The 12404-nt window shown below is 58.5% G+C and carries 13 protein-coding genes; 1 reads left to right on the top strand and 12 read right to left on the bottom strand.

Annotated elements, in window-relative coordinates; all coding sequences use genetic code 11:
* Window positions 1-20: 20 nt before the first annotated feature.
* The 11 genes from CGS49_RS14055 to rpmE form a co-directional block, all read right to left on the bottom strand.
* On the bottom strand, window positions 21-479 hold the full coding sequence (locus CGS49_RS14055; protein ID WP_143405864.1) for a hypothetical protein: 459 nt from the start codon (window positions 477-479) through the stop codon (window positions 21-23).
* A 3-nt stretch (window positions 480-482) separates the two neighbouring features.
* Entirely contained in the window at window positions 483-1211 is a 729-nt protein-coding gene (locus tag CGS49_RS11910; RefSeq protein ID WP_097802016.1) for an acyl-[acyl-carrier-protein] thioesterase, read from the bottom strand.
* A gap of 93 nt (window positions 1212-1304) precedes the next feature.
* Window positions 1305-2537, bottom strand: a complete 1233-nt coding sequence (locus tag CGS49_RS11905) for an ABC transporter substrate-binding protein (RefSeq protein ID WP_097802015.1) — start codon at window positions 2535-2537, stop codon at window positions 1305-1307.
* Window positions 2537-3382 (bottom strand): ABC transporter permease, encoded by an 846-nt coding sequence (locus CGS49_RS11900; protein WP_097802014.1) that lies wholly within the window; start codon window positions 3380-3382, stop codon window positions 2537-2539. The genes CGS49_RS11905 and CGS49_RS11900 overlap by 1 nt, the downstream gene beginning before the upstream one ends.
* Entirely contained in the window at window positions 3382-4197 is an 816-nt protein-coding gene (locus CGS49_RS11895) for an ABC transporter permease (protein ID WP_097802269.1), read from the bottom strand. Before CGS49_RS11895 ends, CGS49_RS11900 begins: the two co-directional genes overlap by 1 nt.
* A gap of 9 nt (window positions 4198-4206) precedes the next feature.
* On the bottom strand, window positions 4207-5253 hold the full coding sequence (gene potA / locus CGS49_RS11890; protein ID WP_097802013.1) for a spermidine/putrescine ABC transporter ATP-binding protein: 1047 nt from the start codon (window positions 5251-5253) through the stop codon (window positions 4207-4209).
* 265 nt (window positions 5254-5518) lie between these two features.
* On the bottom strand, window positions 5519-6514 hold the full coding sequence (locus CGS49_RS11885) for a DUF4340 domain-containing protein (protein ID WP_097802012.1): 996 nt from the start codon (window positions 6512-6514) through the stop codon (window positions 5519-5521).
* A gap of 12 nt (window positions 6515-6526) precedes the next feature.
* Window positions 6527-7957, bottom strand: coding sequence for a DUF7088 domain-containing protein (locus CGS49_RS11880; protein ID WP_097802011.1), 1431 nt, complete (start codon window positions 7955-7957; stop codon window positions 6527-6529).
* A gap of 15 nt (window positions 7958-7972) precedes the next feature.
* Window positions 7973-8845: an ABC transporter permease gene (locus CGS49_RS11875; protein ID WP_097802010.1), complete on the bottom strand. Its 873-nt coding sequence runs from the start codon at window positions 8843-8845 to the stop codon at window positions 7973-7975.
* Window positions 8842-9813, bottom strand: coding sequence for an ABC transporter ATP-binding protein (locus CGS49_RS11870; RefSeq protein ID WP_097802009.1), 972 nt, complete (start codon window positions 9811-9813; stop codon window positions 8842-8844). The genes CGS49_RS11875 and CGS49_RS11870 overlap by 4 nt, the downstream gene beginning before the upstream one ends.
* A gap of 230 nt (window positions 9814-10043) precedes the next feature.
* On the bottom strand, window positions 10044-10244 hold the full coding sequence (gene rpmE, locus CGS49_RS11865; protein ID WP_005937210.1) for a 50S ribosomal protein L31: 201 nt from the start codon (window positions 10242-10244) through the stop codon (window positions 10044-10046).
* A gap of 262 nt (window positions 10245-10506) precedes the next feature.
* On the opposite strand from rpmE, the gene CGS49_RS11860 reads away from it, so the two are divergent.
* On the top strand, window positions 10507-11052 hold the full coding sequence (locus CGS49_RS11860) for a YcxB family protein (RefSeq protein WP_242975460.1): 546 nt from the start codon (window positions 10507-10509) through the stop codon (window positions 11050-11052).
* 74 nt (window positions 11053-11126) lie between these two features.
* Here the strand turns inward: CGS49_RS11860 and tyrS are convergent, their stop codons facing one another.
* Entirely contained in the window at window positions 11127-12347 is a 1221-nt protein-coding gene (tyrS, locus tag CGS49_RS11855; RefSeq protein ID WP_097802007.1) for a tyrosine--tRNA ligase, read from the bottom strand.
* Between the last annotated feature and the right edge of the window lie 57 nt (window positions 12348-12404).

Genomic DNA, 12404 nt, shown 5'->3' with positions numbered 1-12404 from the left:
ATCGGATTCATGTTTGTCACTTATAAATTGATTGTATATACTGTACCACAAAGCCCGCCGGAATACAAACCCCCGCCCCGCCAAACTTTGTAAATGTCCTTTGCAGAAAAACAGGCAAAATGCCCAGCAAAATTGCGCAAGGTCATACTTTTCCGCATGGGAAGCCGATTTTTCGCCTTTTCCGGGCGGCAGAAGATGCAAAAAAGCTCGTCCCGGAAAGGACGAGCTTTTTTGCACACGAAGCGGGATACCGCCTGTGCGGCACGCAGGATCACGAACTGTGAAGGAGAACAGTCGGAGGAGGAGAACCCCGTGCCCGATATCCCTAAAAACAAGAAGAAAAAGATTTCACACTCAGCAGAGCCGCTTGCCCTTGCTGTAACCATATTGTAACTCTTTTGGAATCGTTTTGCAATAGCTTTTTTGTAATTTCTTTGTAATAATTTTTGAACTTTTTGTGGACAAGCATCGGCAGGCATCTTTTACTCACCCAGTTCCAGATAAGATTCAAAGCTGGTCTGGCCGTTATGCTTGCCGATGATGTACCAGCCCTCTGCCGAGGGTGCATAGAATACTTCCACTGTTTCACCCATCGGCACCTCACGATGGTAGTTGATGGAGGCAAAGGTCACCGGGCCTTTGCGCACCACCTCCAGCGGCAGCGCGTCGCAGACGAGATCGAGGTAAAAGGCGTTGTTCAAATGGCCGTTCAGATCACACTGGGAGTAGCGCACCGTCCACTCCCCTGCGCTGGTGAGCCCTTCACGGCACTTGTGCAGCTGCAGGGGCAGCTCGCCTTCCACCGTTTCGTTCCAGAAGCCGTCCACCGTCCAGCCCGGCTCCCGCAGGATGCGGTTCTCGGCAAGGCTGACCACGATCCAGCGGCAGTCCACCATGGCCACCTGTTTGCCTTCGGCGTCGGTCACAGTGGTGATGCGCTTGACAGAGCCGCGCCTGCTGGCTTCGGCCCGGGTGAGCAGGGTGAGCTTCTCCGCACGCTGGGGCACGCGGTCAAACTTGAGCGCCTGTTTGCCCACCAGAAAGGCTACGCCGTGATCCTTGAAGAACTGGTCGGTCATGCCAAAGGTCCGGGCATGATCTGCCGACACCTGCTCCACATAGCGCAGCAGGGCGCTGGGCTTGAGCAGGCTGCGGAAGTCCGCATCCGCATTGAGCACCGTTGCGGTCTCGGTGTAAAAATTGGGTTCCATAATGTTCCTTTCCCATCCAAAATGATTTCAAAAAGGCCCCGCTCTCTCCATCGTCTGCGGCAGCAGCAGATCCGAGAGGGCGGGGCCGTCTGTTTAATACTGGTTGCGGCTCTTTTTGCGCAGTTTGCGCCAGATGTTGAAGCAGGCCAGCGCCACCATGGCGGCCAGCAGCGACAGGAACAGCAGGCTGCTGCCGCCCTCGTCGTAGCTCTTCATCTCGCTCCACTTCACGTCCAGCTCGCTGTTCACGTCATCGCTCAGAGCGGTGAACACCCGTTCCTTCGCGGCAAGTTCTTCCGGCGGATAAGCGATCTCGCTGTCGCGCAGGTCCTCGTCCAGCACCTCCCGCACCGACTCCATAGGAGTGGTGTAGCCGATGTACTCGGCGTTTGCCTTGCCGATGTCCGTCTCACACATGAAGTTGATGAACATTTCGGCGGCTTCCTGGTGCTCACTCGTGGCGGGGATGGCCATGCAGTCCACCGACAGCACACTGCCCTCCTCCGGGAACACCCAGGCAAGGTCGGGGTTATCGTCGATCATGGTGATGGCGTCGCCGGAGTAGTACACGCCGACGGCTGCCTCACCGCCGATCATTTTATCAAAGATCTCATCCATGACGTAGGCCTGCACCAGCGGCTTCTGAGCCTTGAGCTCTTTCACCACCTCGTCCACTTCTTCCGTGGACTGGGGGTTGATGTCATGGCCGCTCTTGAAGGCCGCAATGGCGTAGGCGTCGCGGCTGTTGTTGAACATCAGGATGTTGCCGGCATACTGTTCATCCCACAGGTCCGCCCAGCTGGTGGGTGCCTTGTCCACCATCGTGGTGTTGTAGATGATGCCGGTGGTGCACAGCATGTAGGGCACCGTATAGGCGTTCTGGGGGTCGTAATCCGGGTTGCGGTATTCCGCGTCGATCTTCTGGAAGTTGGGGATGTTGTCGTAGTTGAGGGGCTTGAGCATCCCTTCTGCGATCATCTTGGCCACCATGTAATCCGACGGGATCACCACATCGTAGTCCGCCGCACCGGATTTGAGCTTGGCATACATGGACTCGTTGGAATCGAAGGTGGTGTAATTCACCTTGATGCCCGTGAGCTGCTCAAAGGCAGCCACCACATCCACGCTGTCGTCCGAACCGTTGGAGATATACTCGCCCCAGTTGTAGACGTTCAGGGTGATATTCTGGCCCTTGAAGCGGGTCCAGTCATAATCAGCTGACACCGAGATATCCTCGTTGACCTCAATGGTCCCGGCTGCGAATGCAGGCAGAGTGCAGCACACCGCCAAAGCCAGCGTGAGCAGCAAAACAGCAAAACGTTTCATCACACGCCCTCCCCTCTCAGTGCCTTCTGGTCGCGGCGGTAATTGCGGCTCTCCATCGCATTGGAAATCAGGATGATGCACAGGATCACCACGAACATGATGGTGGACAGAGCATAGATCTCCGGACTGACCTTCTTGCGGGTCATGGAGTAGATGGCGATGGGCAGGGTCTCCACGGTACCGCAGTTGAAATAGGAGATCATGAAATCGTCGATGGAATAAGTCAGGCAGATCAGGAAGGCCGACAGGATGGCCGGGCTGATCTCCGGCAGGATGACCTTGAAGAATGCCTGCTTCGGGTCGCAGCCCAGGTCGAGCGCTGCCTCATACAGCTTGATATCCAGCTGCTTGAGCTTGGGGCTGACGTTAAAAATAACGTAAGGCACATTGAACGCGATGTGCGCAATGAGCAGCGTCGGAAAGCCTATGATGGTGTCCGGCAGCCAGGAAACGCCATCGGCAAAGCGCTGGTAAGCCACGAACAGCAGCATGAGCGAAATGCCGGTGATGATCTCCGGGTTGACCACCGGGATATAGGTGATATTGGTGACCACAAGGCGGCTCTTGCGGCCCATGGACGCGATGCCCAGAGACGCCGCCGTGCCCAGCACCGTGGCGACGACCGCCGACAGCAGGGCCACTTCCAGCGAGACGCGCAGCGCACTCAGGATGGAGGAATTGTGCAGCAGGCTGGAATACCATTTGAGGGTGAAGCCGGTGAACAGCGAGTAACCCTTGGACTGGTTGAAGCTGAACACGATCATATACGCAATGGGCAGGTACATGAAGCAGAAGAACAGGATGATGTAGACGCGCTGCATCAGGCGCAGATGTTTGGTTTTCATCAGGACACGCCCTCCATTTCATCTTCATCAAAGCTGGACGTGAAGCTCATGCACAGCAGCACGATGATCATCAGCACAAGGCTCATGGCGGAACCCACGTTCAGGTTGTAGCTGTTGCCCAGGAACTGCATCTCGATCAGGTCGCCGATGAGCAGGTTGGAGCCGCCGCCCAGCATACGGCTGATGACGAAGGTGGACACCGCCGGGACGAACACCATCGTGATGCCGGTGCTGATGCCGGGCACGCTCATGGGGATGAGCACCCGGACAAGGGTCTTGGTGGTGGAAGCGCCCAGATCCTGCGCCGCTTCCACAAGGCTCTGGTCGATCTTGGTCATGCTAGTGTAGAGCGGCAGGATCATATAGGGCACATAGTTGTACACCATGCCCAGCACCACCGCGCCGGAGGTGTTCAGCATGGAATAGGGTCCGAGACCAAAGAAGCCCAGCACGGCGTTCACCGGGCCATTGATGCTGAGCAGGCCCATCCAGGCATAAGTGCGCAGCAGAAAGTTCATCCACATGGGCAGCATGACCAGCATGAGCATGATGTGCTGCTTGTTCACCCGCAGACGGGAGAGGAAATAACCCACCGGGAACGCGATGACCAGACAGATGACCGTGGCAATGAGGGCCAGCAGCAGACTGCGGGCAAACACCGAGCCGTAGCCGCTGATGGAGGTGAGGTTATCCAGCGTGAAGGCACCGTTGCCATCGGTGAAGGCATAGTACACCACGATGATGAGCGGCACCACCGTGAACAGCACCATCCATACAAAGTAGGGATAGGCCAGCTTCTTATCATAAATCTTCATCATCGCGGCTCACCCCTCCGAACGCGCCATGATATGGATCTCGTTGGGGCCGATGCGCATACCAATGGTCTCACCGGGCGTGCAGGCGCGGGTGGAGTGGATGAGCCACTCGCGGCCCTCGCAGTCCACATGCATCTCGAAGTGGACACCCTTGAAAATGACATCGTTCACGACACCAACCAGCTGGCCCTCTACCGGAGAGACCACCTCGATGTCCTCCGGGCGCACAACGACCTGCACGCTCTGCTCGCGGGCAAAGCCGCGGTCCACACAGGGAAAGTCCACACCGGAGAAGGACACCAGGAAGTCCTTGTGCATCACGCCGTCCACGATGTTGGAATCGCCGATGAAGTCGGCCACGAAGGCATTCTTCGGCTCGTTGTAGATGTCCTCGGGCGTGCCGATCTGCTGCACCTTGCCGCCGTTCATGACCACGACCGTGTCGGACATGGTCAGGGCTTCTTCCTGATCGTGGGTGACATAGATAAAGGTGATGTTCATCTCGCGCTGCAGACGTTTGAGCTCCAGCTGCATCTCCTTGCGCAGCTTCAGGTCCAAAGCACCCAGGGGCTCATCCAGCAGCAGGATCTCCGGCTCGTTGACCAGACTGCGGGCGATGGCCACGCGCTGCTGCTGGCCGCCGGACATCTGGCTGATGCTGCGGCGCTCGAACCCCTTCAGGCCCACGACTTCCAGCATGTCACGCACCTTGCGGCGGATGGTTTCTTCGTCCATCTTCTTCAGGCGCAGGCCGAAGGCCACGTTCTCGAACACGTTCAGGTGCGGGAACAGTGCATACTTCTGGAAGACGGTATTCACCGGGCGCTTGTAGGGCGGCACGCCGGTGATGTCTTCGCCTTTCAGCAGCACCTTGCCGGAGTTCGGCTCCAGAAAACCTGCGATCAGGCGCAGGGTGGTGGTTTTGCCGCAGCCGGAGGAACCCAGCAGCGTCACAAACTCTTTGTCATGGATGTCGAGGTTCAGCCCATCCAGAATGCGCTGACCATCAAATTCCACCACGATATCCCGCAGTGAAACGATCACCGAGTTGTCCATTTTTTACTATATCCTCCTTGTAACTCAGATACGAAAAAAGACAGGGTCTTTGCCCCATCCTTCTCCCGCATCAGGGTGACCCAGCCCCGCACAACATCCATGACGACCGTAAAATATTGCGCAGTTATTCTGCCCTGTCTCGTCTATCTTAATCAATCTTTGCTGAAATGTCAATCACTCTGCCGATGTTTGCCGAAACTTTACGCAAAGCAACAAAAAAACATGCGCCGCAGCGGGCTTTCCGCATGCGGCGCATGTTGGCATTTTATTCCGTTTTGAGCTGGTCGGCCGTTGTCAGAAGGGCCTGCACGGTGCTGAGGTCCACGGCATACACGGAGCTGTCCCCTTCTGTCATCAGCCAGCAGCCGTCGGCATTGCTGGCATAGCGCAGGGTCACGGTGCCGTCGGCGGTGGCGGCCTGCACGGTGGCAAGCGGTGCATCAAAGCCGTAGGCAGACGGGTCCGCATCCGTCACCTGTGCCGAGACATAGCTGCTGAGGGCTGAGAGGATGCTCTGCACTTTTGTCTCGTCCAGTGCGGCATCCGGCTCATCCGCAAGACGCCAGACAGTCTGGTATTCTGCCGAGTCCGCAGAGCTTTCGGAAGAAGCATCTTCCGAACTGCTTTCCGTTTCCACCGGCTCCGAGACGGCGTTCAGCGAGAGGATGCCGCTGTTCGTGGTAATGGAGACACTTTCCAGTGCCGAGGCGGTCAGCCCCGCCGGGTTGAAGGCCCCGAACAGGTCGGCTTTGGTCAGCTCAAAACAGGCGGCCTTGTTGCCGGACACGGTGTAGATGGCGTCGTCACCTTCCTTTTGCACATACATGTCCCCGGTGACCGGGTTCTCAGTGCCAAACGCAAACGTGCTGGTCTGGCCGTTTGCGGTAACCGTCACGGTAACGGCCGGGTCGGTCAGACCATAATCCTCGCCAGTCTCAGCCGTGAGCTGGCGTTTGGCGTTCAGCGATGCCAGCGCCGTCGCCATGGTGTTGCAGGCGGAAGCGTCCAGATGATAGTCCGGGTCGTCGGCCAGCGTCCAGCTGCCGGAGTCGTAGTTCAGGGTGATGGTCTCACCGCCGTAGATATACTGCAGCTGTTCCAGGTCCCCGATGGCAAAGTTGGAAAGCGGGATGGTGCCTTCTGCGGCGGCACTGGACGCGGCTTCTTCCGCAGCATTGCTGCGGGTGACGAGCCATAGCAGCCCGCCGAGGAGAAGCGCCAGCAGCAGAAGAACGGCAAGGGTGCGCTGTTTTGTTTTCATGCGGCTGCCTCCTTACTTGCGGCGGCGCAGCAGCACCACCACGGCGCCCGCAATGAGCACTGCCGCGGGCAGCACAAAGACGAACACCAGCCCCAGCGTTGTGGCGGTGGAAGCCGGAATGGTGATGGGCGAAGCTTCCAGTGCCTTGGTGTCGATGAGGATATCCTGCCCCACCATGGAAGCCGCGCAGCCCTGCAGGAAGGTCAGGTTGCCCGGGATGGATTGATACAGCTGTTCGTTGTCCATGTTGGGGCAGCCGATCCAGATTACCTCGGCACCGGTGTCATCCTTGCGGGCCCACACCGCCAGCGAGAAGGGGCCGTCGGTGTCGCCGTCCTCTTTTGCGGTGGTGGAGCTTGTGTCGAAATTCAGCTTGCTGTAAGCGTCCTCCGAGGTGTTCAGCAGGGATTCGGCCGTCACACCGTCGGTCTCGGTGACGGTGATGCCCTGCGCCACCGACAGCATCACATGGGTACTGCGGTTCACGCCGTCCAGCGCGGTGCTTTCGTCGGTGGTGCCGTAGTCCGGGAACAGCGAGTACGGGGAGCCGTACAGGGCATGGCTGCTGTCGCCTTCCACCACAAGGCCCGCTTCCCGGGCAAGGCCGAACTGCGCCATAACGGCGTCCAGATTCGGCGTCTCGTCGTAGCCGTTTGTGGTGAGCAGCACCCTGCCGCCGTTCTCCAGGTAGGTCTGCAGCTGGGAGATCTCATCCACCAGGCCGTCAGAGGCAAAATCCGAGGTGGGATCATTGATGATGAGCAGGTCGCAGTCGTCGGGGATGGTGCTGGTGAGCAGGTCCAGCGGCTGGGCCGTGATGTTCTGGGCTTCCAGCGCTTCGGTCAGCGAGGAAGTCAGCGCCTGTTCGCCGTGGTTCGTGGTGTAGTAGGCGTGGGTCTCCTCGGCTGCCGTCAGCTTGTAGATGGCCGAGGTGATCTGCTTTTCGCCGCCGAAGGTCACGTTGGCAGAACCGGTGGTGTAGTAATCGGAGTAGTCATATTCGTAGAGGTCGGCAGCGTCCAGCACCACGTTGTTCTCCCCGCTCACCACGATCAGGCTGCCGGTGGAGACATCGGATGCACCATACTGGGCCGCAAAGGTCGGGTAGATGGCCGGGTCCTTCTGCTCCCAGCGGAAGTGGCTGCTCTCGTCGGCGTAGTGGTCCAGCAGCTTGGTGAGGATGGCGTCCTCGCTGCCGGTCTCGCACAGATAGTAGACCGTCACGTCCTGGTCAAGGCTCTGCACCAGCTTTTTGGAGCTGTCGCCGAGAGTATACATCTTGGCTTCGGAAAGATCGAACTCGGTATATTTTTTCGGCAGTGCACCCACCAGCAGGTTCAGCAGTACCGCCAGCACGATGGCCGCTGCCAGAATGGCCGTGGAGTACACGCCGCTGCGGAACACCTTGCCGTTTGCAGAGGAAGTCAGCTTAAACTTTTTCATGTTGGTTCCCTCCTCTCAGTTCCAGCGGCGCTTTTCCAGCCCCTGTGCCGTGAAGAACAGGAACAGAACGGTGACGGTCAGATAGTAGACCAGCGTCGGGATGGAAAAGCTGCTGTTGACGAATTCCTCAAAGGGGCTGAACAGGCACAGCCCGCTGAGCACGGCGCTGAAGGCCTCGGTCAGCCAGCTGCTCTGCAGCAGGAACAGTGCTGTCAGCGCCACGCAGCAGCCCGCGAACAGCAGGCACCCCAGCGTGAAGCTGCGGGTGCGCAGCCCGGCCGCCACGCTGAGCACAGCCGCAATGACCGTGAACAGCGCCAGCGCCACGGCGCTGCCCGTCGTGAACAGGTTGCGCAGGCTGGGCATCATGTAGGCCACCAGCAGGGCGGCAATGCCTGCCACGGCTGCAATGATCTGGTTCTCGGTCAGGCTGGACAGGAACACGCCGATGGCGATGGCCGCGCAGCCCATAAGGTAATAGCACAGCAGCGCTGCAAAGTTTGCCAGCGTCGCTGTGCCGGTGGCACCCAGCGCCGCCAGCACAAGGATCATGACGGCGTCTGCGATGCAGGGCAGCGCAAAGATGACGCACAGCGCAAAGAATTTGCCCAGCACGATGCCCCACACGGACACCGGACTCGTGAGCAGAAGCTGATCGGTGCGGGTGCGGCGCTCCTCAGCAAAGGAGCGCATCGTCAGCACCGGGATATACAAAAGCAGCACAAAGATGGTTCGGCACAGCGTATAATAGCCAAAGTCCGTCAGGCCGTAGCCCAGGTTCAGTGCCACAAAATAGATGGCCGCAGCCGCCAGCATGAAGGCTGTGAGCACAAAACCGATCATGCCGTGGAAGCAGCTGCGGACCTCACGTTTGAAAATCGCGATCATTCGTCTTCTTCCTCCCCTTCTGTCGTCTGGGCGGGGCCGCGCTCGGTCAGGGCAAGGAACACGTCCTCCAGCGAGCGGCTCTCGGCCGTCAGCTCCAGCACCGTGCAGCCCGCCTTCGTGAGGGCGCGGGACACAGCGGCGCGGTGGTCGGTCGAATCCCTGCTCTCGGCCGTGAAGGTCACCTGGCCATCGCTTTCGCTCACGATCTCTGCCTTGCAGATGCCCGGCACAGCACCCACGGCCCGCAGCACCGCCTTGCCGTCACCCAGCACCGTGACCCGCAGGCAGCTGCTGGTGTCGAAGCTGTCCCCCAGCGCATCCGGGGCACCCACAGCCACCAGACGGCCCTTGGAAAGGATCAGCACCTGGCTGCACACGGCCTGCACCTCGCTGAGGATGTGGCTGGACAGGATGACCGTGTGGGTCCGGCCCAGTTCCTGGATCAGCTTGCGGATGCCGATGACCTGCGCCGGGTCCAGGCCAACGGTGGGCTCATCCAGAATGATGAGCTTCGGGCTGCCCAGCAGCGCCTGCGCAATGCCCACGCGCTGGCGATAACCCTTGGACAGGCTGCGGATGAGCCGGGGCAGCACATCTTCCAGCCCGGTGCGGCGGGCAGCTTTCAGCACCTGTTCTTTGCGCTCAGCCTTCTTTTTGACGCCCTTCAGTTCCGCTGCAAAATCCAGATATTCCTGTACGGTCATCTCCGGGTAAAGCGGCGGCTGCTCGGGCAGGTAGCCCACACAGGCCTTGGCCTGCTGGGCTTCTTCCGGCAGGCTGAAGCCCGCCACCTTCACCTCACCCGAGGTGGGCGCAAGGTAGCCGGTGAGGATGTTCATGATGGTGGATTTGCCCGCACCATTCGGCCCCAGCAGACCAAAAATCTGCCCATCCCCCACCGTGAAGGACAGATCTTCAATGGCTGGGCGGGTGCCGTATTTTTTGCTCAGATGAGAAACTTCGATCACAGCAAACGCTCCTTCGTTTCGGAAAGCCGCCTTTCCCGCCGGAGCAGCCCCGGGCGCAAAACAGCTTTCGGATTCATGCTGGTATATTTTAGATGGAAAATGTGTAATTTCTAAGTCAATCCTGTGCGGCAATGCAAAAAGATTTCTTAAGAATTATAAAAAGCAGTGCTTTCTTCTGCCGACAAAACAAAAACGCTGCCTCCCGAAGGAGACAGCGCGAAAAACCATAATTACTTACGGCCGAAACGCTTGTTGAAGCGCTCAACACGTCCGCCGGAGTCAACCAGCTTCTGCTTGCCAGTGTAGAAAGGATGGCACTTGGAGCAAACTTCGACGTGGATCTCAGGCTTGGTGGAACGAGTCTTGATGACGTTGCCGCATGCGCAGGTGATGGTGCAGTCAACGTAGTTCGGATGGATACCCTGTTTCATTCTTTTCACCTCATTTCTGGTTCTGACGTTCGGGGCCATATTATAAATGTATGTGCCCATCACAACCTTCAATATCGGCTACCCCGTCGAGCGGCCTTGGAAACGATTGCCTTACTATTATAGCACGATTTCAAAAGAATGCAAGAGGAAATTTCGGCTTTTTCAGCACTTTTTAAGAAAAGTCGGTCTGTGCGGCGCTCTGCCCTTGCCTAACTGCGGCAAATGTGATACCATTTCCATGATAGAAAAAGGAGGCGACTTTATGTCCCAGACGATCTCCGCGCAGCCCATCTCGGTCTCCATCCAGATGGACGCCCAGGGCTTCCGCGATTTTGCCGTGTTCGATGTGTTCCACCACCGCAAAAGCTGGGTGCGGCCCACGATCTTTGCCGTCATCATGCTGGCGTTTGCCGGTGTCTGCCTTTCACAGATCGGCAAGCGCCCCGGTGCCGCTCTGCTGACCGTTGTGCTGGCCCTTGTCGGCATCGGCCTGCCGGCCAGCTACTTCGGCGCTTACTTCTACAGCCTTGCCCAGCAGGTGAAGAAGATGCACTTCCCCCGCCCGTTCTACCGGCTGGAGCTGGCCGATGACGCCTTTTCCATCTGGATGGTGGGCAGCCAGGACAAGGCAGAGCCAACCGAACGCCATGCGTGGGACGGCATCCATTGTGCCTACCGCACCCAGAACGCCGTTTATATTTATGTAGAGCCTGGCAAAGCCTACCTGATGAACGACCGGCTGGATGCCGCCTGGGAATTTTTGAGCCAGAAGCTCCCCGCCGAAAAGCTGCACGACCTGCAGAAATAACTGCGCTTATACAGAAAAAGGAACTGCTGACAAGATGTCAGCAGTTCCTTTTTTGCTTATCGGGCGTTCCCGTTTTACAGCGTGACCTTGTGGTAGACCTTCTTGCCCTTCTTGATGACGATGCCCTTCTTCAGCTGCTCTGCGGTGAAGCTGACAGAGGGTGCTGCCACCTTTTCGCCATCGGCCAGGACGCCGCCCTGCACCACCAGACGGCGGGCTTCGCCGTTGGAGGCTGCCAGACCGGCCTTGACCATCAGGGTCAGGATGCCGATGGAGCCGTCGGTCAGGTCGGCTTCGGTCAGCTGGGTGCTGGGCATATGCTCGGTGTCCATGGCGCTGCCGCTGAACAGAGCACGGGCAGCGTTCTGTGCCTTTTCGGCTTCTTCCTTGCCGTGGACCATGCTGGTCAGCTCGTAAGCCAGGATCTCCTTGGCCTCGTTCAGGCGCTGGTCCTTCCAGGTGCTCATCTCGTCGATCTGCTCCAGCGGCAGGAAGGTGAGCATGCGGATGCACTTCATCACATCGGCATCACCCACATTGCGCCAGTACTGGTAGAACTCGAAGGGGCTGGTCTTGTTGGGGTCCAGCCAGACGGCATTGCCGGCGGTCTTGCCCATCTTCTTGCCCTGGGAATCGGTCAGCAGAGTGATGGTCATAGCGTAGGCGTCCTTGCCCAGCTTGCGGCGGATCAGCTCGGTGCCGCCCAGCATGTTGCTCCACTGGTCGTCGCCACCGAACTGCATGTTGCAGCCGTAGTGCTGGAACATGTAGTAGAAGTCGTAGCTCTGCATGATCATGTAGTTGAATTCCAGGAAGGACAGGCCCTTCTCCATGCGCTGTTCGTAGCACTTGGCGCGCAGCATGTTGTTCACCGAGAAGCAGGCACCCACGTCACGCAGCAGTTCCACATAGTTCAGGTTCAGCAGCCAGTCGGCATTGTTCAGCATCAGAGCCTTGCCGTCGGAGAAATCAATGAACTTCTCCATCTGCTTCTTGAAGCAGGCGGCATTGTGGGCGATGTCCTCCTTGGTGAGCATCTTGCGCATGTCGGTGCGGCCAGAAGGGTCGCCGATCATGGTGGTGCCGCCGCCGATCAGGGCGATGGGCTTGTTGCCCGCCATCTGCAGGCGCTTCATCAGGGTCAGGGCCATGAAGTGACCAGCGGTCAGGCTGTCGGCGGTGCAGTCAAAGCCGATGTAGAAGGTAGCCTTGCCGTTGTTGATGAGGTCGATGATCTCGTCATCGGTGATCTGGGCCACCAGACCGCGGGCCTGGAGTTCTTCGTACAGAGTCATAAGTTTTTCCTCCTGTTGTGTGGGGCAGAGGGAAACAAAACGCCCCCTGCCAAAAAT

This window comes from Faecalibacterium langellae, assembly GCF_002549775.1.
Taxonomy (GTDB): Bacteria; Bacillota; Clostridia; order Oscillospirales; family Ruminococcaceae; genus Faecalibacterium; species Faecalibacterium langellae.
The sequence above is the reverse complement of the archived record's forward strand: the minus strand, read 5'-3'. Positions and strand labels throughout refer to the sequence as shown.